Genomic DNA, 20,199 nt, shown 5'->3' with positions numbered 1-20,199 from the left:
CCCTCCCCGCCCGTTAGACGCTGAGGAGAGGGTTCCGGTTCCCTTGCCTTTACGACGCGCTTCGTTCCATCCGCGCCCCACATCCTCGTTCCCGCAAGACAGACTAAGAGCAACAAACCAGGAGGACGGCCCTTTTTGGGCCGTCCTCCTGGGTCATTACTCCTGGTTTGCGCTCTGAGGCAGTTGCCTTACGACGCGCTCCGCTCCACCCGCCGCAGCAACCTCGCCGCCGCGACGAACAGGACGCAACCGCCGATGAGCGCCATGACGCCCACGCCGATGGCGAGTCCCGCCCAGAACCCGCCCGCGGTCGGCGACGTGTCCGCGGCCTGGCCGTCCGGTTGCGCGCCGGCGGCATCCAACGACGAGTGGATCCCCGTGCCGCTTCCACCTACGGGATTCGGCTGGGCGGCGTAGGTCTCGGACGTGTCTGCGCTACCGGTTGTCGCCGAAGACGCTTCGGACGGCGCTTTTGCTTTGGTCGTTACCGCGGGCTTTGCGGCCTTGGAGTCCTCCCTGGTCTTCGACCTGATGGCGCGGCGGGTGCTTTGCTTGTCGGAGGAGGTGCTGGCGCGGTTGCTGCTCGACGCGCGCTGCGGCTGCGGCTGCGCGGGGTGCGCAGCGGGTGCCGGAGCTGGCTGCGCGGGCACGGGTTGCGCAGCGGCCGATTGGGGATGTTTCGGCGGTGCCGCCGGCGCCGCGGCCGAGCTCAACGGGGATCCCGACTTCGAGCCGCTGCCGCCGTTGCCGCTGCCGGTGTCCCTCTTGCGCGCAAGCGGCGCGAGCGTGTCGCCGGCCTTCTTCAGCTCCTTTTCCAGCGAGCGGATGCCCTCCGCCAGCGCGTCCGGAAGCGTGAGTTTCCCCTTGCCGGCACCGGCCGCAGCGTCGGCGCCACCGAGGCGGCCCTCGCGCGCGGCGGTGACCGCCCCGTCGCCCACCGCGAAGGTGGCCACCATGTCCTCGGAGAAGTCCCTGCCGTCAGCGGACGTGCCGGAGAAGGTGAACGTGGCGGTGTACGCGCCCGGCTCGGTGAACCCGAAGCCCTGGTGGTCGTGGGCGTTGACGGGGTATTCCAGCCGCTTGGACGCGTCGCCGGAATCGAGCTCCACGCGCAGTCCGCGCAGGTCCTCGTGCCAGGTGTAGATGCGCCCAGGGCCGCTAACGTCGCGCATCGCCACGGTCACCTTCGAGCCTTGCGCCAGCGCGTCGGCGGCCACCCGGGTGGTGGAAAACCCCAGCCAGGGAAGGTTTTTCTCCTGCGCCTGCGGCAGGATCCACATCGCCTCGGGCGCGTCCGGGAAGCTCTCGCTCGCGCCCGCCGGCAGCGTTTTTCGCGCCGCGTCCGGCACGGCGAAAATGAAGCTGCCGGATTCGCGTTGGGCCTGGTTGTGGGGGTCGGAGTCGTCGATAAGCTTCGCGCCTATCGACGCCCCTTCGGCCACCAACGCCATATCCATATGCCCCGACGTGATGAGCTTGCGCCGGTCCGCGGACGCGGCGGGCGTAGTGCTCGTCGGCGCTGTTTCGGCCGGTGCCGCAGGACGCGGCGCGGGCGTCGCGCGCGTGGAGGGGCTGGCGCTTGTGCTCGGGCTGGCGGTGTCCGGTGCGGTGTTGGGGGTGCGCAGATCGGTGGTGGTGCCCTCGGGCAGGCCGACGGTGGCGTCGTCGCCGACGAGCCAGTACTGGGTCACCGGCTCGGAGCGCTCCGTGCCGCCGCCGGCGAGCTCGGCGCGGCCCTGCCAGGTCATTTCGTAGATGCCTGGTTCGGAAAACGTCCAGGTGAAGTGGCCGTGGCCGCCGACGTCGTAGGTGATCGTGCGCATGTCCTCGTCGGCGGAGCTAAACAGCCGCTCCGGATCGCCCACGCGCGAGGAGAAGAACACGTTGACGTCGCCGGGGCCGTCCATGTCCACCAGGTCGAAGTGCATGACGTCGTCGACGAAGTTGTCCGGGATCTCGCCCGCCTCGTGCGCGGGGTCGAAAGCGCCCAGGCCAGACCAGATGGGCCGCCAGCTGTCGGTCCAGTCCGCGGATTGCGGCGCGGCCCACACGGTGCTGCCGGGCTCGCCGAGGAAGTCCAGGGAGCCGTCCTCCGGCACGGTCAAGGTGGAAACGTCGTTGCCGTCGGCGTCGGCGTCCGGGGCAAGGCGGAAGCAAACCTTTTCCTGGTCGGTGACCTGCTGGCCGTCCACCGCCATCACGGTGAGCTTGTCGTTTTTGTAGGTGCCGTAGAGCGCGTCGTTGTGGGAGTGGTAGAGCAGTTTGCGCCCGGCGCATGGGTGGTCGATCTTTCCCAGTTCCACGCTGTGGCCCGGGTCGCCGGGGTTATGTTCCGCGGCCTGCGCCAGCGGCGCGGCCGCGAGCGTGAGCACCGCTGCGGCTGCTGCTGCAACGAATCGCTTCACCGTTTCACCCCCTGCAGCCAGCCGGCCAGTGCACCGCGCTTCGGGGCGAACAGCCAGCTCAGCGCGAAGATGGCAGTCACGGCCAAAACGATGGTCGCGCCCGTGGGCGAGTCGTAGGACCACGCCAGCCACACCCCCGCCACGCTGCCGGCCACGCCGAACGCGGCGGCGATGCACATCATCGCGCCCAGCTTGTCCGTGAACAGGCGCGCCGCGGCGGCCGGAGTGATCAGCAGCGCCACCACCAGGATGTTGCCCACCGTCTGCACCGCCAGCACCACCGCGAAGGTCACGCACAGGTACAGCGCCAGATCCAGCGCGGCGACCGGCAGGTTCATCGCCCGGGCGGTCTCCCGGTCCAGTGCCACCGCTGTGAGCCACGGGCGAAGCGCCACCACCACGGCCACGATCAGCGCGCCGGCGACGGCGTGGACGGCCAGCGTGGCGGAGCTGACGCCCGTGAGCGAGCCGAACAGGAACGAACTGACGGAGGCGGTGTAGCCCTCCGCCCGGGAGATCACCACCAGGCCGAAGGCGAACGCGGCGGTGAACACGATGCCGATCACCGAGTCCTCTTTGATCGTGCGCCGCTGCGACATCACCGCGATCAACACCGCGACGATCGCGCCGGCCACCGCCCCGCCCAGCAACACGGAGACCTGCCAGGCAAACGCCACCGCGATGCCGGGGAATACGGCGTGCGCCACCGCGTCGCCGATAAAGGCCATGCCGCGCAGCACCACGAAACAGCCCACCGCCGCGCACAGCACCGCCGCGATAACCGCGGCCGCCAGCGCGCGCGGCAGAAACGCCAGCTGGGGGTTGGCCATGTCGGCCAGGAATTGCACAAACGAAATCTCAGGCACGGGTAGCCTCCAAATGCGCTCTCACGCCGCGCAGCCACGGCGAATCCTCGTCGACGGAGAAGGTGCGGGTCCACGGGGTGTCGTCGTCAAGCTCATGCGTCGCGGCATCGGCGACGACCCCGCGGTTGAACAGCACCAAGCGGTCGCAGGAATCGATGGCCTCGGCGATGTTGTGGGTGGACATGACCACGCCGAGCCCCCGGTCCACCAGGCGGCGGAACAGCCGCAGCAGGTGCTCGGTGGTGGGGATGTCCAGGCCGGTAAACGGTTCGTCGAGAAGCAGCATGCCCGGCCGCCGCACCAGGGCGCGCGCGATGAGCACACGCTGGCGCTGGCCGCCGGACAGGTCGTGGATTGGGCGCGCGGCCAGGTCGGTCAGGTTGACCATCTCCAAAGCTCGCTCGGCGGCGCGGTGCTCGCGCTCGCCGGCGCGGCGCCACCACGGGCGCTGGCCCAGGGTGGCGTTGAGCGTGGCGTCATAGACGTCGATGGGAAAATCCCAGGCCACGTTGTGCGCCTGCGGCACGTACCCCACCACCTTGCGCACCGGGCGCCTGCCAGCGGAGACCGTCCCGGCGTCCGCAGGGATAAGGCCTAACACCGCGCGCATGAGGGTGGTCTTGCCGGCGCCGTTGGGCCCGAGCAGGCCGACAAACTCGCCGCCGCGCAGCGTGAGGTCCACCCCGCGGAACACGTCGCGGCCCGGATACGACACCGCCAGGTCGCGCACCTCAATCCTTCTCATCGGCGGCCCCGCACGACAAACAGCGCAAGCAAGGCGATAAGCAGCACGCCCGCGCCCGCCAACAGTCCGATTTTCAGGCCGTTGTTCTGCTGCTCCGCGCCGGCCTGCCCCTCAGCCCGGAATTCGCCGAACGTCGCATCCGCCGCCTCCGCCGGGTCCACACCCACGGCGATGCGAACGACCTGCTCGTCTTCGTGCACCGTGCCGTCGTGGTCCTCCACCTTCGCGCGCACACCCACCAGGTGGACGCCCGGCTCGGTGAACACCCAGTTGGCGTGGGTGTGCGTGTTCGGCTCCACCCACATCGACTGCGTGCCGGGCTCCTGCTCGTTCCACAGCTGCTGCGACTCGTGGAACCCGCCGGGCTGGACAAACAGCGAGAACTGGCCCGGGCCCTCGTGCCCGCCGAACTCCAGGCTCATCCCGTTGGCGGAGCGTTCCAGAAGCGACGGCGCCTGCGAGTTCCACCCCAGCCACGGCACGCCGGCGACCTCGGTCTGCGGGATCACCCACACCTCGGCCCCCGGCTTCGCGCCGGTGAACGCGAACTGGTCGGTCTCCGGCAGGGTCTGCTTCGCGCCGTCGCCGACGGCGAAGACCACGTCCTCGAGGTGGCGCCACACGGGCGTGTCCTGCGTGTCGTCGCGCACCAGGAACTGCATTTTCCCGTCGGCAAAGACGGGGCCCAGGTCCGCGTGGCCGGCATCGATAACGGCGCGCTCGCCCAGCGGGGCGACCTGCTCGTCGGCGCCTACGACCTGCTGCAACGCCGGGTCGTTGTCCGGCACCTGGGCGGCAGCGACGGGTGCGGCCGCGATCATTGCGGCGGTGATAATGGCGGGAATCTTCATGGTTGTCCTTTCAAACATTTGCTTATCGACGCTCCATTTGCCCGCACCAGATCCACATACGTCTGCGCAGGCCCCTCCCCCGGCGGATCCAAGGTGTCGCCCCAGATCGGGCACACCTCAACCCCGTGCGAGGCGGCGGTTTCGTTCAAAACGGGCGTTTCGTCTTCCTGGCCGTGTTCGACGAACACCGCCGGCACGCCCAAGTTCTCCAGCGTGCGCGACAACGCCATCAGGTCGCGCGGGCTCGGCTCCACGCGCGGATTCGGAGTGACAAACCCGGCCACACGCAGGCCGTACGCGCGCGCCAGATACGCGTAGCCGTGGTGGGTGGTGACCAGGTTGCGGTTGGTCTCCGGGACCTGCTCGATCTGCTCGCGCACCTCCTGCGCCACCTGCTTGAGCTGGGCGCGATAGCGCTCCGCGTTATCGGCGTACGCGCTGGCGTGGCGCGGATCCGCCGCGGACAGCTCGTCGCGCACCACCTGCACCACCGCGTCCATCGCGGCAGGGTCGTGCCAGATGTGCGGATCCAGCTCGCCGTGGACGTGGCGGCCCAGCACCGCCTGCGGCAGCAGGTACGTCTCCTCGCCCGGGTCGCCCAGGAAGCGGAACTCGCGCTGCGGCGGGATCGGCTGCAGCGTCTTCGACGGCACCACGACCACCGTGCCCGCGGGGTCCAGGTCACCCTCGTCGTCCGTGCGCAGGGTCAGCTGCGTGTTGTCGTTGTCGGCGACCGTGGCGATGTCCACGTGCCCGCGCTCCACCGCATGCTTGCCCGGGGCGGCCTGCGCCGGGTCCTGCCCCACCACGAGGGTGACCGTCTGCTCCGTCTGACTGCGCACCGGCGCGTCCACCGCGTCGCGCACTGAGGCGCGAAGCTTCAGTTCGTACACGCCGGGGGCGGAAAATGCCCAGCTGACGTGGGTGTGCGCGTCCACTGGCAGCGTGGTGGCGCCACCCGTGGAGTCAAACAGCAGCTCCGGGGTGCCAAAGGTGCCGAGGATAAAGGCGGAGGCGGTGCCGGGCCCGGAGGCGTCGACAAGCTCAAGCTCCGCCACCGCCGTGCGCGGCAGATCCGCCGCAAACCGCAACCCCAGCCACACCGTGTCCAGGCTCGCGTCCTCCACCAGCGGAATCGGCGCGTAGCCGAAGCGCTGCGTCTGCTCCGCCAGCGCCACCACCCGCGCCTGCGGGCGCGCCGTCGCATCAATCGTGCGGGTCAGCGCCTGCGGCTCCAGCAACAACCCGTTGGTAAACACCGCGTCCGCGTACGCGATATCGCGCGTGTTGTGCAGCGTCGGCTCGTACGAGTGCGGGTCGGCACCGCGGCGCATCAGCGTCTTGACCTCGGCGTTATCGCCGGCGACGTTGCGCACGACGTCCGCAAGAATGCTTGTCGACGCCACCACGTTCACCCCCTCAACCTCCCCCGGAGCCTGCGAACAACCCGTAAGAGCGACGGCGAACACGCACGCCGCCAGCGCCCAGGCACGCCTCACTTCCCAACCCCCGCAAGCGCCAACAGCTTGCGGCGCAGCGCCGTATCCAGGCAGCACATCGCCGCGCCGAACACCGCCACGCCGAGGCCGAGGATCGCGAACGGGACGGTCATCACCGTCGTGCCGGTCTCCGCAAGCGTGCCCGGGCGCTCGTCGGCGGGCAGCTCCTGCTGGGCTGGTTGCTGCGCCGGTTTCTCGGCCGGTTGCTGGGCCGGTTTTTGGGCCTGCTTCTCGGGTTGCTGCTGAGCCGCCTTCTTCGTTGCGGTGCTCGATTGCGCAGCGCTCGTCGCCGCCTTGGACTGCGAGGCGGGCGCCTCCGTAGGCGCCTCAGCCTTCGCCGCCGGCGCCGCCTCCCCGTCGCCGACGATCCAGGTGTAGGTGGCCTCGTTCGAACTCGCGCCGCCGCCGGTGGCCACAACGCGCATCTGATACGTGCCGGGCTCGGTGAACAGCCAATTCGCGTGGACGTGGGCGGGCTCCTCCTGGGCGATCACGGAGCCCGTCTCAAGGCGCGTCGAGCCGCCATCGAGCACCGGATCCAGGGAGCCGAAGCTGCCGGTTTGGAACAGGTAGACCTCGCCCGGGCCGGTGACCTCCGCGAACTCCAGGTCGATCGCGCCTATGTCGCGGGCGCCCTGGGTATCCCAACCCGGCCAGATCAGATCCGACCGCTGCGTCTGCGGCAGCATATAGCCGGCCTTGCCGATCTCCGGGATCTCTGCCGTGCGCTCCGTGTACGCATCCTGGCCGACGACCAATTCCACGTCCTCCGGGGCGTGGCGCACATGGCTGCCGGTGGCGTCTTCCTTCAGATCCAAGGTGAGCTCACCGCCGTCTGCCGTGACGTTGAACGCGTCGATGTGGCCTTGATCCAGGCGCTGCACCTGCGCGTGCGCCGGCGTGATGCCCAGCACCGCGAGCAGGAACACCGCCGAACTAATGAAAACTCTTTTCAACACTTAATGGAGATTAGTTTCAATAGTTATTGGCGCGGGAAATTTACCCCCATCACGGGGAAAACACCAGGGCTTGCCGCAGCTGTGGATAACTTTGGTGCTTTTTGGGGCGAGTTATCCACAGTTTCTGGTTGTGCGGGTTGTGGGGGTTGCGTTGGGTTTAGGGTCTGTGGCCATGAACCCGTTCGACGCATTCATCCAGGCGATGTCCGCAGTATCCATGGAGACACTGCGGCACTTCGACCTGCCCATAGCCCTTGCTGCCGGCATGGCGCCGGATAAGGCCCGCGCCTGGGATGAGATGCAGAACGTCTACTACGGGAAAACAAAATTCACCCGCAAACAAGCCCACGCGGTGCAGAAAGCCCGCGGGTTCTCACTCGACGAGCTCGGGCTGATCGAACGGCGCATCAACGGAGTGAAAGATGCCGGCGAGCGGTGGCGGCTGCGACTGGAACTGTTGGACGTCACCGGCGGGTACAAAGCCATCGAACGCGCCGCCCGCGAGCTCATCCCCCGCGACGACACCACCCCAACGAAGAAACAGGTTGCGTTCTCGCAGCCGAAGAACGGACGCGCACGCATCACCATCGACACCACCGACCGCAACGCCGCAGACCTCGAGCACCGCCTGCGCCAAGACATCGACCCGGCCATGCCTGCCGCGGCCCAGATGGAGGAGGCGTTTTGGCGCATCGTCGAAGGCACCACCGGCGGGGTCGTCGCCGCCGCACCACGCCCGATCGTGATGGTGCCGATCACCGAACACGCACGCATCATGGCGGGTGACGGCGACGACGTCATCCTCACACTGACCGACGGCACCACCATGACCGGTGCGGAGTACCTCCAGCAAGAGTTCGGCGAAGCCTTGGAGGTTGCCGCCTTCCACCCGGAGGAAGGGGCGGTCAACCTCTACGACACCGAACGCTTCGCCAACCAGAAGCAGCGCGATCTCGCCTGCATGGTCTCACCCGTGTGCGCGTTTCCGGGCTGCCGCCACGGGGCGTATGCTTCCGAGATCCACCATGTGACAGCGTGGAAACACGGCGGCTACACCAACATGAACAACCTGGTGCCGCTGTGCCGGTACCACAACCGGATCAACGACGACGACCCCTGGCGCAACACCCGCGGACGCATCACCATGATCCGCGGCGCGCCCTGGTGGGTCTCACCCCGCGGGTTCCACATCAAAAACACCGACCGCGGAGCACTCGACCAACTCTTCGGACCACAAAGCACCTAGCAACGCAAAACGCCGTCGCCCAAACGGACGACGGCGTCAAACGCGCGCGTACAAGCGCTCGAAGTCGAACTACTTGGTGGCGTAGTTCTTCTCCACGGAGGTGTCCACCGGCACACCCGGGCCCTGGGTTGCGGAGACGGTGATCTTCTTCAGGTAGATGCCCTTCGCGGAGGACGGCTTGAGGCGGAGGACCTCGTCGAGCAGTGCGCCGTAGTTCTCAGCGAGCTGCTCCGGGGTGAAGGACGCCTTGCCGATGATCGCGTGCAGGTTCGACGCCTTATCCACGCGGAAGGCGATCTTGCCGCCCTTGGAGTCCTGGATCGCCTTCGCGACGTCCGGGGTGACGGTGCCGGTCTTCGGGTTCGGCATCAGACCACGCGGGCCCAGCACGCGGGCGACGCGGCCGACCTTGGCCATCTGGTCCGGCGTAGCGATAGCCACGTCGAAGTCGATCTGGCCGGCGTTGATCTGCTCGATCAGCTCGTCGGTGCCGACGATGTCCGCGCCAGCCTCCTGCGCCTTGGTTGCGTTCTCGCCCTCGGCGAAGACTGCGACGCGGACGGTCTTACCGGTGCCGTGCGGCAGGTTGACGGTGCCGCGGACCAGCTGGTCGGCCTTGCGCGGGTCGACGGACAGACGCATTGCAACGTCGATGGTGGCGTCGTACTTGTCGGAGGAGGTCTCCTTCGCGAGCGTGACGGCGTCGAGCGGGTGGTAGAAGCTGTCGCGGTCGACCTTCGCCAGCTGCTCGATGTAGTGCTTGGACTTCTTAGCCATGTTGGATTCCTTTCAGGAGTTGTGGTTTGCGGGCCTGGCTTACGGCCCTTCCACGTGAAGCTTTTTACTTCTCGACGTCAATACCCATGGAACGGGCAGTACCAGCGATAATCGCGGCACCTGCCTCGATGTCGCGGGCGTTGAGGTCCTTCTTCTTGGTCTCGGCAATCTCCTTGCACTGCTCCCAGGTGACCTTGCCAACCTTGTCAGTGTGCGGGACGCCGGAGCCCTTCTTCAGACCAGCAGCCTTCAGCAGCAGCGACGCTGCCGGCGGGGACTTCAGGATGAAGTCGAAGGAGCGGTCCTCGTAGACCGTGATCTCCACCGGCACGATGTTGCCGCGCATGGACTCGGTTGCGGCGTTGTAGGCCTTGGTGAACTCGACGATGTTCACGCCGTGCGCACCGAGGGCCGGACCGACCGGCGGGGCCGGGTTGGCCATGCCTGCCTCGATCTGCAGCTTGATCAGGCCAGTGACCTTCTTCTTAGCCATCGCATTACCTCCTAGTTACAGCACCCGCAGCCACGATGAGCTGCCGCGGGGCTTCCGGATGCCGGGGATAGACCCAGCCACCGGGGATTTACAAGAAACGAAAGCGTCGCACGTGCGTGCACGCGCGACGAATCAGGATACGCCGTGAGGACGTCGAGAAGCAAAACGCTCCTACATGATGCGCTCGATCTGGTCGGCGGTCAGCTCAACCGGGGTCTCGCGGCCGAAGATGGACACCAGCGCCTCGATCTTGCCGGTCTCCGGGTCGATCGAGTTGATGGTGGCGGACACGCTCGCCAGCGCGCCGGAGAGGATCGTGACAGCCTCGCCGACCTTGTAGTCGTGCGCGAGCTGCTTCGGCGCCTCTTCCTCCGGCATCGCCACGACGGTCTCGCCTTCGGCGTTGACCTCCGGCTTCGCGCCGGTTGCGGCGGACTTGGGGAGCAAGAACTTAGCGACGTCGCGGTGCTTCACCGGCGTCGCATTACCCTCATTGCCCACGAACGAGGTCACACCCGGCGTCTCGCGGACCACGGACCAGGCGGCGTCGTTCATGTCCATGCGCACAAGCACGTAGCCCGGCAGAAGCTTGCGCTTGACCAGCTTCTTCTTGCCGTCCTTGTTCTCGATGGCCTGCTCGATGGGCACGACAACCTCGTAGATGGAGTCCTCGACCTCGAGGGTCTGGGAACGCATCTCCAGGTTGGTCTTCACCTTGTTTTCGTAGCCGGAGTAGGACTGGATGATGTACCAGTCGCCCGGCTGCTTCTTCAGCTCGCGGGTGTACTCGCGCAGGCGGCGGCGGTATTCGCTGTCGGAGTCGGCGTCCGCGTCGGCCTCGCCCTCGCCTTCGCCCGCTGCGGCTTCGACGTTGTTGAGGTCGGTCTCCTGGACCGGCTCTTCGACGGCACCGTCGGCGTCGGTCGCAGCGTCTGCCGCCTCGGCCGCGTCGTCCGCCTCGGCGTCGACGGCGTCCTGCGCCGCGTCCTGCACCTCGGCGTCGCTCAGCTCCGCACCAGCGTCGGCAGCGTCAGCGTCGGCAGCGTTGGTGTCGCTGCTACTGTCGCTCTCCTCGTCGGAGGAGTCACCATCCTCGGTGCCGGCCGGGTCGTCGTCGCCGCCGTTGAGGGCCGGGTCGGTGGCCGGCTGCACGGGCGCGCCCTCGTCGATCATTTCCTGCTCGTTGTTCTCGATTGCGCCTTGAACGTCTTTGTTTGCCTCAGTCATGGCTTTGTCTCCTCATCCGTCGAAACGTGTGCGCCCCAGGGTACCGGGGCAAAAATTATCCCGCCCTCCTCGGTGTCCGAGGCGGCGGGAAAACGTTGTACGCGTGGAATTGTACCTAGCGGATGAAGATCCAGCGAATCGCCCACGATGCCAGCGCGTCGGTGCCCCACACGAAGATGGTCAGCACGATCAAGAACGCGAACACGATGAGCGTGTAGTTGAGCATCTGCTTGCCGGTGGGCCAGATGACTTTGTTCATCTCGGAGACGACTTCGCCCGGGAAGGCGGTGACGCTGGAGCCGTCCTTGGCGTCTTCGGCGTCGGTGGCGACGGGGGCACGCTTCGCCTCGTAGCCTTCGGAGGAAACGGGAGTAGCCCCACGCAGCTGACGCTTGCCGGTCGGCTGTGCGGGGTTTTGACCGTTGGGGTTAGTCACTAAAACTCCTCCAGGTTGTTTTGGCAGGGGCGACAGGACTCGAACCTGCAACCTACGGTTTTGGAGACCGTTGCGCTACCAATTGCGCCACGCCCCTAGGGCACTCGATCAAGTGCGCCTAACCCTACCACGGGGCCCTTTCGGTTCCCGTTTGAGGTGAGTAGCGATGGAGAGAATTGAACTCTCGACACAGCGATTATGAGTCGCTTGCTCTACCACTGAGCTACACCGCCATGTGTCCGCTGGGCAAAAAGACCCTAGCAAACAACAGAGCCCCCTGACAGAATCGAACTGTCGACCTTTTCCTTACCATGGAAACGCTCTGCCGACTGAGCTAAGGGGGCACAGCCTCTTTGTTGTGGATCTTCGCTTTCGCTCTGACCCGCTCCGTTGAAGCCTTGGAAAGATTAACCCGATGTTGTTTTCAAACACAAATCGGCTGGCAGGAGGTGCTTTTGAAGGGGGTTAAGGATCAAAAGGTGTGTCCTCGGCGCTCTCGCAATGCCGACCGCGGCGGTGAAGTGAAACGGCACGCTTTTTAGGGTTAAACGACAAAAAGTGTGTCTGGAATCTACGATTTTCAGGGGTTGACCTGTAGGTTTCAGGGAAATATATGCTCCGGGGGCATATATCTAGGTCTCGAGCGTTCAATCCTCGGTGTGGCAGCGTTGGTGTGCTATGTGCGGCGTGGTGTGGTGTCGCAATGTCAAAGAACCAACCTCGCTGCTACTGCGGCGGTGAAATGAAACGCAACGGCACCACCAGCAAAGGCACCACCAGGTGGCGCTGCAAACAATGTGGCGCCTCCAGCGTGAAACACCGAAGCGACATCACCAACGCGGCGGCGTTCACCGTCTTCATCGACCACCTCACCACCGGTGCCAGCCTCGATACCGTTGCCCGCCGTGTGGGGTGCTCACCGCGCACGATGCAACGTCGATTCGAACCGTTCTGGTTCGTTGATGTGCCTGACCCCACCGCCGGCCACGACAAGCGGGTCTACGACCAGATCTTCCTTGACGGCACCTACACCGCCGGCGGCTGCTTGATCGTCGCGGCGACGATCGACCACGTGATTGCCTGGCACTGGTGCACACACGAAACCACCCGCGACTACCAACTGCTGCTTGAACGCATCGAAGCCCCACTCATCGCCGTCATCGACGGCGGCCAAGGAGCCTACAGCGCGATCAAAAAGTGCTGGCCGGCCACGAAAATTCAACGCTGCCTCGTCCACGCCCAACGCGTGGTGCGCCGCTACACCACCAGCAACCCGCGTACGGATGCCGGGCGCACCATCTACCGACTTGCGCTGAAGCTGACCCGGATCACCACGCTGGATGCAGCCGCCGCATGGGGTGCGCAGCTGCACGAGTTCTCCACGATCTACCGGTCATGGATGGACGAGAAAACCATGGTGAAAGACCCGAAAACCGGTGCATGGACCCGGGTGTGGACGCATCACAACGTGCGCAAGGCCTACAACAGCCTCAACCACTTATTCCGGTCCGAGATGCTGTTCGTCTACCTCAACCCGCCAAAAGCAGTACTTCAACCAGAGCGGATCAAATCCACCACCAACAGCTTAGAAGGCGGCATCAACGCCCAGCTCAAACTGCTCGCCAGAACCCACCGCGGCAGATCCGGCGAACGACAACGCCGCATGCTGGATTGGTGGCTCTACCTAAAAACGGAACTGCCTGACGATCCAGTACGAATCGCCAGGCAGTCCAACTGGGGCCAGGACCAACTCGCCAAAGTATCCACCCTGACCCAAACCGAGAACCAAGCCGACCACGAAACAGGACGACCAGCCCTCTACGACAACGCTATCGACACCAACTACACCCACTCAATCGGCATCCAAAAAGGCCAAATCTAACCCCCACGACACGCTGAATCAGACACACTTTTTGTCGTTTAACCCGCTTTTTACCCCTCAACCCACGACGAAACCCCGCCGGTAAAAACCGTCGGGGTTTGTCTGCGGTGCCAGATAGAAGATTCGAACTTCTGAAGGCTAATGCCGGCGGATTTACAGTCCGCTCCCTTTGGCCGCTCGGGCAATCTGGCGAGCACGTTCAAAGTGCGGGATTTACCTTACAACACCGCCCCGCAATCGGTGCAAATCGGCAGGTTAACCGGCCCGTTCGACGGTCAGGCGGGTCATGGTGCGAAGCGCTTCTCGGGCGGGGCTTTCTGGCAGCGCGTCGAGTTCGCGCTCGGCGTCGTCGACGTAGCCGCGCACGGTCTCCAGGGCACGCTCGCGCCCGCGGGTCTGGCCGAGGAGTTCCAACGCCCGGGCGACGTCGGCGTCGTTGGTCAGCGGGCCGGTGAGCAGCCCGCGAAGCTCCTCACCCGCCGGCGAGTCCTCTTGCAGCGCGTAGAGCACCGGCAGAGTGAACACGCCCTCGCGCAGGTCGGTGCCGGGGGTCTTTCCGGACTGTTCTGGGTCGGAGAAGATGTCGATGATGTCGTCGACGATCTGGAAGATCATGCCCACCGCGTCGCCGATGCAGGCGCAGCGCTCCACCACCTCGTCGGAGGCGCCGGCGTGGCGCGCGCCCAGGTAGGCGGCGGAGGAGATGAGCACGCCGGTCTTTTCCTCGATGACTTTCAGGTAGTGCTCCACCGGGTCCGCCACGCCCGTGCCGTCCGCGCCGACGGTTTCGCGCATCTGGCCGGTGACCAGCTCGGAGAAGGTGTCGGCGAAGTGGCCCACGGTGTCGACGTCCATGAGCGCCATCTGGCGCGACGCATGGGCGAACAGGATGTCGCCGGCGAGGATGGCCACGGTGTTGGTCCACCGGGTGTTGGCGGATTCGACACCGCGGCGGCGCTCGGCTTCGTCCATGACGTCGTCGTGGTAAAGCGTGGCCAGGTGCACCATCTCGGTCACGGCGGCGCCGCGGATGACGTTTTCGGTGCCGGGGTTCGGCCCGAATTCGCTGCAGAGCAGCGCCATCATGGGGCGGAAACGTTTTCCGCCGGCTTTGGCCAGGTGGGTGACTTTGTCGGTGAGGAAGCTCTCCCCGCGGTTGAGCTCCGTCATCAGCAGCTCCTCCACCGCTTCGAGCCCGGCGTTGAGCCGGGTGTTGAGCGCGTCGTCGCCCAGGTCCAGGTTGAATCCGTGGCGCGGTGACGGAGTAGTGCCGTACGTCATAGATAACGTCCTTGCAGGTTGGATGGGCCCATGTGTAACGCACTAACCGTAGCCCAATTACCCCGCCGGGTGCACTTGCGGGTGGCGCTGGCAGAATGTGGCGCGTGAGTGAGTTGTTCGACCTCGTTGTTGTGGGCGCTGGCCCTGCGGGTTCCGCCGCCGCGATCGCGGCGCAGCGCGCCGGCATGAGCACTTTGCTTCTCGACGCGCAAGGCCCCCGCCGCGATAAAACCTGCGGGGACGGGCTGACGCCGCGGGCCGTCGATACGCTTGTGCGCCTGGGGTTGGAGGTGCCTGCGTACCGCAACAAAGGCCTGAAGTTGCATGGCTTCGGCGGGGATGTTGTCGCGCCGTGGCCGCGCGGCGAGGGGTCCGCGTCCCCGCGGGCGAGGTTTGACGCGATGCTTGTCAGCGAAGCTTCGCTCGCCGGCGCCACCGTCCGCCACGACTGCGCCGCGACGGGGGTGCGTTTCAGCGACGGGGCGATCAGCGCGGTGGAGACTTCCGGCGGCGTGGTCCGCGCCCGCTGGGTGATCGTGGCGGACGGGGTGCGCTCCCCTTTCGGCAAGCTGCTGGGGCGAAAGTGGCACCGCGGGCAGGTCTACGGGATTGCGGCGCGATCCTACTGCGCCTCGCCGTTTTCGGACGAGCCGTGGATGCACTCGCACGTGGAACTTCGCGACGCCGACGGGGTAATCCAGCCCGGCTACGGCTGGATCTTCCCGCTTGGCGACGGCACCGTGAACCTCGGCTGCGGCGCACTGTCGACGGATGCGCGCCCGGCGAAAGTGAACACGAAGAAGCTGCTCGCCCTGTACGCCTCGCAGCAGCGCGAGGAGTGGCAGCTCGGCCCAGAACAGGCCGTGGCCTCGGCGCTGCTGCCCATGGGTGGGGCGGTGTCCAACGTGGCGGGCCCGAACTGGGCGCTGATCGGCGACGCGGCGGCGTGCGTGAACCCGCTCAACGGCGAGGGCATCGACTACGGACTGGAAACGGCGGTCGCCGCCGTCGAGCTGATCGCAGGCGGCGGCGACCTGACGCTGGCGTGGCCGGCGCTTCTGCGCGAGCGCTACGGCGAGGCGTTCACCCTGGCCCGCACCCTGGCGCGCCTGCTTACGTACCCGCAGTTTTTGCCGCTGGCGGGACCGGTGGCGCTGCGCGGGCTGGGCGGGCGTTACCTCATGCCGGTGGCGGCGCGGCTGATGGGCAACCTCGTGGCTGAGGAGGACACGGACCTCGTCGCAAGGCTGTGGCGTATGGCCGGTAAGGGCGCGCGGGCGGTGTCGGGCGACCAGCCGCTTTGGGACGTGCGCTAGGCAGGCTTGACCGCGCTGTGCAGCGCGACAATACCGCCGGTGAGGTTCTGCCAGCCAGCATCGGCCCAACCGTTGGCGTTAATCGCCGCGGCGAGCTCCTCCTGGCCCGGCCAGGCGCGGATGGATTCGGCGAGGTACTCGTAGGCCTCCGCATTGGAGGAAAATAGCTTCGCCAGCGCCGGCACCGCCAGCGGCAGGTACTCCTTGTACAGGGTGCGGAAACCCGGCACGACGGGGGTGGAGAACTCGTTGACGGCGAGGCGCCCGCCCGGCTTGGTCACGCGCGCCATTTCGCGCAGGCCGGCCTCGAAGTCGTGGACGTTGCGCAGCCCGTAGGAGATGGTCACCGCGTCGAAGGTGCCATCGGCGAACGGCAGGTGCATCGCATCACCGGCGACCTTGGGCACGTCGCGGTCTTTGCCGGCGGCGAGCATGCCCTGGGAGAAGTCGCAGGCCACCACCCACGCGCCGGACTTGCCCAGCTCCACAGTGGACACGGCGGTGCCGGCGGCCAGATCGAGCACGAGCTCGCCGGGCTTTAAGTCCAGGCGCTCGCGGGTGCGACGTCGCCAGTACTTGTCCAAGCCGAACGACAGCACGGTGTTCGTCGTATCGTACTTCGCGCCGACATCGTCGAACATCCCCGCGACGTCGAAGGGCTTTTTCTCCAGATCCGCCTTGGCCATGGTGCGCAAGTCTACTTTGCCACCCACAAACGGAGGCCGTACGACAACACAACACTTGCAAGTTCGTCGTGCCGAACTTTATTATTCGCCGGTATGGGACTTGATGACTCCAACATGGGCGCATGGCTCGAAGCCATCGCATTGTTCGAGACCGCCCGCGAAGGCGACTACCTCGCGTCCGCGCGGCTCGTGCGCTCCAGCGCCAACCCGGAAGACGTCACGCTCAACCTGATGCGGCTGCTCGCCGTCTACCTGCACGACGAATCCCCGGAAAAGCTCGACCGATTCATTGCCACGTCCCACCGCGTCGGCCCGCCGCCGCTTCTCTAACCGCACGGAAAAGTACACAGAAAGAAAAGGACCAACATGCTGAAATCCAAGGTGCTCGCGCTCGCCGCCACGGCTGCGCTAACTGCCGGCCTCGCAGGCTGTTCGCAGGACAGCGCCGACGCCGCAGGCGGCAAAGACACCCCCGTGGTACTCACCACGTTCACGGTGATCCAGGACATCGCTTCGAACGTCGCCGGCGACCACCTGCGGGTGGAGTCCATCACCAAACCCGGCGCGGAAATCCACGGCTACGAGCCCACCCCGGGCGACATCTCGCGCGCCTCCGACGCCGACCTGATCCTGGACAACGGCATGAACCTGGAAAACTGGTTCTCCCAGTTCGTCGCCGACCTGGACGTGCCCCACGCCGTGGTCAGCGAAGGTGTCGACCCGATCGACATCGCGGAGGACGCCTACGCCGGCAAGCCCAACCCGCACGCCTGGATGAGTCCGGTGAACGTGCAGAAGTACGTGGACAACATCGTCGACGCGTTCAGCGAACTCGACCCGGAGCACGCCGATGATTTCAAGGCCAACGGCGAAACATACAAGCAGGAACTGCAGGCTGTGCAAGACGAGCTGGAAACCAAGCTCGCCGCTGTCCCCGACAAGCAGCGCGCCTTGGTCACCTGCGAAGGTGCGTTCTCCTATCTGGCTCGCGACGCGAAGTTGACCGAGCGCTACATCTGGCCGGTCAACGCTGAGCAGGAAGCCACCCCGCAGCAGATCGCCGGCGCGATCGAGTTTGTGAAGGAAAACAACGTCCCGTCTGTGTTCTGTGAATCCACGGTCTCTAACGCGCCGATGATGCAGGTCGTGAAGGCCACCGGCGCGGAGTACGGCGGCACCCTCTACGTCGATTCGCTTTCTGAGGAAAACGGTCCGGTGCCGACCTACCTGGATCTGATTCGCCACGACACGAAGGTGATCATCGACGGTTTGAACGGGGGCAAGCAGTGATCCCCGCAATCGCGGTTGACGATGTTGCGGTGCGCTACGGCGACGTCGTCGCGCTCGACGGCGCAACTTTGAGCGTCCAACCAGGCCGTATCTGTGGGCTGATCGGGATGAACGGCGCGGGCAAATCCACGCTACTCAAGGCGATCATGGGGTTGGTCAAGCCGGATCGCGGCACGGTTCGTATCAACGGCATCGACCCCATGCGCGCCCGCAAGACGCAGGTGCTGGGCTACGTCCCGCAGAGCGAGGACGTGGACTGGCAGTTCCCGGTCACAGTGCGTGATGTGGTCATGATGGGCCGCTACGGCCACATGGGCTTTACCCGCCACGCGCGTGCGGAGGACATTGCGGCTGTGGATCGCGCGCTTGAGCGCACCCACCTTGAGTCGTTCGCAGACCGCCAGATCGGTCAGCTTTCGGGTGGCCAGAAGAAGCGTGCCTTCATCGCCCGCGGTATCGCTCAGGGTGCGAGCATCATGCTTCTCGACGAACCCTTCGCCGGCGTGGACAAACATTCCGAGGCCACCATCACTGAGCTGCTGCGTGACCTCGCGGCAGAAGGCACCACTATTTTTGTGGTGACGCACGACCTGGTTGCCTTGCCCCAGCTCGCGCCGGAGACAGTGCTGTTGAACCGCCGGGTGTTGATGCACGCCCCGACTGAAGTGGTGTTAGAGCCGGACAATTTGGTACAGGGCTTCGGTATGGGGGTGTCAGCATGATTGCGCTGCTTACGGAGCCGTTTGGGTACGAGTTCATGATGCGTGCGCTTGCGACCTCGCTGGTGGCGTCGATTGTCTGCGCGCTGTTGTCGTGCTGGCTGGTGTTGGTTGGCTGGTCGCTGATGGGCGATGCGGTAAGCCACGCTGTCCTGCCCGGCGTGGTGCTGGCCTACATTCTGGGCGTGCCGTTTGCCGTCGGCGCGGTGGTGTTCGGGTTCCTTGCGGTGGCACTGATCGGGCTGGTGCGCGATACGTCCCGGGTGAAGGAGGATGCGGCCATTGGCATTGTGTTCACCACCATGTTCGCGCTGGGGCTCGTGCTCATTTCGGTAACCCCTTCGCACACGGATCTGAACCACATCATCTTCGGCAATCTGCTTGGTGTGTCCCGTGGGGACCTGCTGCAGGTGGCCATCCTGGGAGCGATCGTGTTGAGCGTGCTGGTGCTCAAGCGGCGCGACTTCACCCTCTACGCGTTCGATCCCACCCATGCACACGCGATTGGGTTGAATCCGCGCCTGCTCGGTGCGGCCCTGCTGGCACTGCTGGCGCTGACGTCAGTGGTGGCACTCCAGGCCGTTGGCGTGATCCTGGTGGTGGCGATGCTGATCATCCCGGGTGCGACCGCCTACCTGCTCACCAACAAATTCGGCACGATGCTGATCATCGCCCCGACCATGTCGGCGGCGTGTGCGATTGTGGGCCTGTACTGCTCCTACTACCTGGACACGGCCTCTGGCGGCATGATCGTGCTCGCCCAAGGTGTGGTGTTTGGTGTGGTGTACCTGTTCGGCCCGCATGGGGTGCTGCGGGGTCGTCGTTACGCATCCACGCGCACGAAGACGGAATCCGTGGCTTCCTCGCCGAGCGGCACCGCCTCCGCCGCGCCGGCAAGCCGGACCGCGACCGCGCCGGAGTAAGGGGCACCCTCTCCCACCTCGAGGGTTGCGCCGACGACGAGCCCGTGACTGTCGAAGAATTGCAGCAGTTTCGGGTCGTCGTCGGCAATGCGTTCAATCGTGGCCTTCTGCCCCGGCTGCACGCCGGTCAGTGGGACGGCCTCGGGGGCATCAACACGCCCGCTGGCTGAGGGGATGGGGTCACCGTGGGGGTCGCGGCTGGGGTAGTCCAAAAACGCGTCGATGCGGTCGACCATAAAGTCGCTCACCGAGTGTTCGAGGTTTTCGGCCTCGTCGTGCACCTGGTCCCAGGTGTAGCCCAACGCCTCCACCAAAAACGTTTCAATCAGGCGGTGGCGGCGGATCATCGCCACCGCGTACGTGCGGCCTGTGTCGGTCAGCTCGACGGCGCCGTAGGGCTTATGTTCCACCAGGCCCTGCTCGCCGAGTTTGCGCACCCCGTCGGAGACGGTGGATTTGCGCAGTCCAAGGTGCTTGGCCACTGACGACGGCGTCACCGGCGTATCTGACCACTCCGAAAGCGCCCAGATGCCTTTGAGGTAGTTCTGGGTGCTGGTGGACAGGTCGCCGACGGACATGCTCGCCACTCTACTTGGCG

Annotated in this window: 20 protein-coding genes and 4 tRNA genes; 7 read left to right on the top strand and 17 right to left on the bottom strand. The window is 65.9% G+C overall.

What is annotated here, in order from left to right; genetic code table 11:
• Positions 1-188: 188 nt before the first annotated feature.
• The 6 genes from CAFEL_RS01545 to CAFEL_RS01520 are packed head-to-tail and all read right to left on the bottom strand — an operon-like array spanning position 189 to position 7,325.
• Positions 189-2,405, bottom strand: a complete 2,217-nt coding sequence (locus tag CAFEL_RS01545; protein WP_194561153.1) for a choice-of-anchor M domain-containing protein — start codon at positions 2,403-2,405, stop codon at positions 189-191.
• Positions 2,402-3,271, bottom strand: coding sequence for an anchored repeat-type ABC transporter permease subunit (locus tag CAFEL_RS01540; RefSeq protein ID WP_194561154.1), 870 nt, complete (start codon positions 3,269-3,271; stop codon positions 2,402-2,404). Before CAFEL_RS01540 ends, CAFEL_RS01545 begins: the two co-directional genes overlap by 4 nt.
• Positions 3,264-4,016: an anchored repeat-type ABC transporter ATP-binding subunit gene (locus CAFEL_RS01535; RefSeq protein WP_194561155.1), complete on the bottom strand. Its 753-nt coding sequence runs from the start codon at positions 4,014-4,016 to the stop codon at positions 3,264-3,266. The genes CAFEL_RS01540 and CAFEL_RS01535 overlap by 8 nt, the downstream gene beginning before the upstream one ends.
• Positions 4,013-4,867 (bottom strand): choice-of-anchor M domain-containing protein, encoded by an 855-nt coding sequence (locus tag CAFEL_RS01530; RefSeq protein ID WP_228496574.1) that lies wholly within the window; start codon positions 4,865-4,867, stop codon positions 4,013-4,015. Before CAFEL_RS01530 ends, CAFEL_RS01535 begins: the two co-directional genes overlap by 4 nt.
• Positions 4,864-6,366, bottom strand: coding sequence for an anchored repeat ABC transporter, substrate-binding protein (locus CAFEL_RS01525; RefSeq protein ID WP_290172074.1), 1,503 nt, complete (start codon positions 6,364-6,366; stop codon positions 4,864-4,866). The genes CAFEL_RS01530 and CAFEL_RS01525 overlap by 4 nt, the downstream gene beginning before the upstream one ends.
• Positions 6,363-7,325 carry a choice-of-anchor M domain-containing protein gene (locus CAFEL_RS01520; RefSeq protein WP_290172072.1) on the bottom strand — a complete coding sequence of 321 codons (963 nt, stop codon included), beginning with the start codon at positions 7,323-7,325 and terminating at the stop codon, positions 6,363-6,365. The genes CAFEL_RS01525 and CAFEL_RS01520 overlap by 4 nt, the downstream gene beginning before the upstream one ends.
• A gap of 172 nt (positions 7,326-7,497) precedes the next feature.
• On the opposite strand from CAFEL_RS01520, the gene CAFEL_RS01515 reads away from it, so the two are divergent.
• Positions 7,498-8,571 carry an HNH endonuclease signature motif containing protein gene (locus CAFEL_RS01515; protein WP_194561157.1) on the top strand — a complete coding sequence of 358 codons (1,074 nt, stop codon included), beginning with the start codon at positions 7,498-7,500 and terminating at the stop codon, positions 8,569-8,571.
• Between the two features lie 69 nt (positions 8,572-8,640).
• Here the strand turns inward: CAFEL_RS01515 and rplA are convergent, their stop codons facing one another.
• The 7 genes from rplA to CAFEL_RS01480 all read right to left on the bottom strand — a co-directional run bounded on the left by rplA (position 8,641) and on the right by CAFEL_RS01480 (position 11,848).
• Complete coding sequence (gene rplA / locus CAFEL_RS01510) at positions 8,641-9,348, bottom strand: 50S ribosomal protein L1 (protein WP_194561158.1); 708 nt, start codon at positions 9,346-9,348, stop codon at positions 8,641-8,643.
• 64 nt (positions 9,349-9,412) lie between these two features.
• Positions 9,413-9,841: a 50S ribosomal protein L11 gene (gene rplK, locus CAFEL_RS01505; RefSeq protein WP_126857347.1), complete on the bottom strand. Its 429-nt coding sequence runs from the start codon at positions 9,839-9,841 to the stop codon at positions 9,413-9,415.
• Positions 9,842-10,012: 171 nt separating this feature from the next.
• Positions 10,013-11,014 (bottom strand): transcription termination/antitermination protein NusG, encoded by a 1,002-nt coding sequence (nusG, locus tag CAFEL_RS01500; protein WP_194561162.1) that lies wholly within the window; start codon positions 11,012-11,014, stop codon positions 10,013-10,015.
• A gap of 169 nt (positions 11,015-11,183) precedes the next feature.
• Positions 11,184-11,504: a preprotein translocase subunit SecE gene (gene secE, locus CAFEL_RS01495; protein ID WP_194561159.1), complete on the bottom strand. Its 321-nt coding sequence runs from the start codon at positions 11,502-11,504 to the stop codon at positions 11,184-11,186.
• Between the two features lie 21 nt (positions 11,505-11,525).
• Positions 11,526-11,601: transfer RNA gene (locus CAFEL_RS01490), tRNA-Trp, on the bottom strand.
• A 64-nt stretch (positions 11,602-11,665) separates the two neighbouring features.
• Positions 11,666-11,737, bottom strand: a tRNA-Met gene (locus tag CAFEL_RS01485).
• Positions 11,738-11,775: 38 nt separating this feature from the next.
• Positions 11,776-11,848 (bottom strand) — tRNA-Thr (locus tag CAFEL_RS01480).
• 359 nt (positions 11,849-12,207) lie between these two features.
• Here CAFEL_RS01480 and CAFEL_RS01475 point away from each other — a divergent pair.
• Positions 12,208-13,386 carry an IS1249 family transposase gene (locus CAFEL_RS01475; protein WP_290172071.1) on the top strand — a complete coding sequence of 393 codons (1,179 nt, stop codon included), beginning with the start codon at positions 12,208-12,210 and terminating at the stop codon, positions 13,384-13,386.
• 108 nt (positions 13,387-13,494) lie between these two features.
• Here CAFEL_RS01475 and CAFEL_RS01470 read toward each other — a convergent pair.
• A tRNA-Tyr gene (locus CAFEL_RS01470) sits at positions 13,495-13,577 on the bottom strand.
• A gap of 64 nt (positions 13,578-13,641) precedes the next feature.
• Positions 13,642-14,667 (bottom strand): polyprenyl synthetase family protein, encoded by a 1,026-nt coding sequence (locus CAFEL_RS01465; RefSeq protein WP_194560168.1) that lies wholly within the window; start codon positions 14,665-14,667, stop codon positions 13,642-13,644.
• A gap of 95 nt (positions 14,668-14,762) precedes the next feature.
• Between CAFEL_RS01465 and CAFEL_RS01460 the strand changes: the two genes are divergently transcribed.
• Positions 14,763-15,983: a geranylgeranyl reductase family protein gene (locus CAFEL_RS01460; protein ID WP_194560167.1), complete on the top strand. Its 1,221-nt coding sequence runs from the start codon at positions 14,763-14,765 to the stop codon at positions 15,981-15,983.
• On the opposite strand, the gene CAFEL_RS01455 is transcribed toward CAFEL_RS01460, so the two are convergent.
• Positions 15,980-16,669 carry a demethylmenaquinone methyltransferase gene (locus CAFEL_RS01455; RefSeq protein WP_194560166.1) on the bottom strand — a complete coding sequence of 230 codons (690 nt, stop codon included), beginning with the start codon at positions 16,667-16,669 and terminating at the stop codon, positions 15,980-15,982. The genes CAFEL_RS01460 and CAFEL_RS01455 overlap by 4 nt on opposite strands.
• Before the next feature lie 93 nt (positions 16,670-16,762).
• Here CAFEL_RS01455 and CAFEL_RS01450 point away from each other — a divergent pair, with 93 nt between their 5' ends.
• Genes CAFEL_RS01450 through CAFEL_RS01435 form a run of 4 tightly spaced genes read left to right on the top strand, consistent with a single transcriptional unit; the run spans position 16,763 to position 19,601 of the window.
• Entirely contained in the window at positions 16,763-16,999 is a 237-nt protein-coding gene (locus CAFEL_RS01450; protein ID WP_038609556.1) for a tudor domain-containing protein, read from the top strand.
• 36 nt (positions 17,000-17,035) lie between these two features.
• A complete protein-coding gene (locus CAFEL_RS01445) occupies positions 17,036-17,959 on the top strand; it encodes a metal ABC transporter substrate-binding protein (RefSeq protein ID WP_066529067.1) in 924 nt (307 codons plus the stop codon).
• On the top strand, positions 17,956-18,681 hold the full coding sequence (locus tag CAFEL_RS01440) for a metal ABC transporter ATP-binding protein (RefSeq protein ID WP_034997179.1): 726 nt from the start codon (positions 17,956-17,958) through the stop codon (positions 18,679-18,681). Before CAFEL_RS01445 ends, CAFEL_RS01440 begins: the two co-directional genes overlap by 4 nt.
• Positions 18,678-19,601: a metal ABC transporter permease gene (locus CAFEL_RS01435; RefSeq protein ID WP_051952118.1), complete on the top strand. Its 924-nt coding sequence runs from the start codon at positions 18,678-18,680 to the stop codon at positions 19,599-19,601. Before CAFEL_RS01440 ends, CAFEL_RS01435 begins: the two co-directional genes overlap by 4 nt.
• Here CAFEL_RS01435 and CAFEL_RS01430 read toward each other — a convergent pair.
• Complete coding sequence (locus tag CAFEL_RS01430) at positions 19,502-20,179, bottom strand: metal-dependent transcriptional regulator (protein WP_038609549.1); 678 nt, start codon at positions 20,177-20,179, stop codon at positions 19,502-19,504. The two genes, CAFEL_RS01435 and CAFEL_RS01430, sit on opposite strands and share 100 nt — an antisense overlap.
• Positions 20,180-20,199: the final 20 nt, after the last annotated feature.

The organism is Corynebacterium afermentans subsp. lipophilum, assembly GCF_030408375.1.
Taxonomy (GTDB): domain Bacteria; phylum Actinomycetota; class Actinomycetes; order Mycobacteriales; family Mycobacteriaceae; genus Corynebacterium; species Corynebacterium lipophilum.
The sequence above is the reverse complement of the archived record's forward strand: the minus strand, read 5'-3'. Positions and strand labels throughout refer to the sequence as shown.

Bases quoted from the DNA above. Each gene is read 5' to 3' on its own strand.
- CAFEL_RS01445 (WP_066529067.1), top strand. From the start codon at position 17,036: ATGCTGAAATCCAAGGTGCTCGCGCTCGCCGCCACGGCTGCGCTAACT.
- CAFEL_RS01450 (WP_038609556.1), top strand. From the start codon at position 16,763: ATGGGACTTGATGACTCCAACATGGGCGCATGGCTCGAAGCCATCGCA.
- CAFEL_RS01475 (WP_290172071.1), top strand. From the start codon at position 12,208: ATGTCAAAGAACCAACCTCGCTGCTACTGCGGCGGTGAAATGAAACGC.
- CAFEL_RS01530 (WP_228496574.1), bottom strand. From the start codon at position 4,867: ATGAAGATTCCCGCCATTATCACCGCCGCAATGATCGCGGCCGCACCC.
- CAFEL_RS01465 (WP_194560168.1), bottom strand. From the start codon at position 14,667: ATGACGTACGGCACTACTCCGTCACCGCGCCACGGATTCAACCTGGAC.
- CAFEL_RS01430 (WP_038609549.1), bottom strand. From the start codon at position 20,179: ATGTCCGTCGGCGACCTGTCCACCAGCACCCAGAACTACCTCAAAGGC.
- rplK (WP_126857347.1), bottom strand. From the start codon at position 9,841: ATGGCTAAGAAGAAGGTCACTGGCCTGATCAAGCTGCAGATCGAGGCA.
- CAFEL_RS01460 (WP_194560167.1), top strand. From the start codon at position 14,763: ATGTGGCGCGTGAGTGAGTTGTTCGACCTCGTTGTTGTGGGCGCTGGC.
- rplA (WP_194561158.1), bottom strand. From the start codon at position 9,348: ATGGCTAAGAAGTCCAAGCACTACATCGAGCAGCTGGCGAAGGTCGAC.
- CAFEL_RS01515 (WP_194561157.1), top strand. From the start codon at position 7,498: ATGAACCCGTTCGACGCATTCATCCAGGCGATGTCCGCAGTATCCATG.
- nusG (WP_194561162.1), bottom strand. From the start codon at position 11,014: ATGATCGACGAGGGCGCGCCCGTGCAGCCGGCCACCGACCCGGCCCTC.
- CAFEL_RS01455 (WP_194560166.1), bottom strand. From the start codon at position 16,669: ATGGCCAAGGCGGATCTGGAGAAAAAGCCCTTCGACGTCGCGGGGATG.
- CAFEL_RS01435 (WP_051952118.1), top strand. From the start codon at position 18,678: ATGATTGCGCTGCTTACGGAGCCGTTTGGGTACGAGTTCATGATGCGT.
- CAFEL_RS01535 (WP_194561155.1), bottom strand. From the start codon at position 4,016: ATGAGAAGGATTGAGGTGCGCGACCTGGCGGTGTCGTATCCGGGCCGC.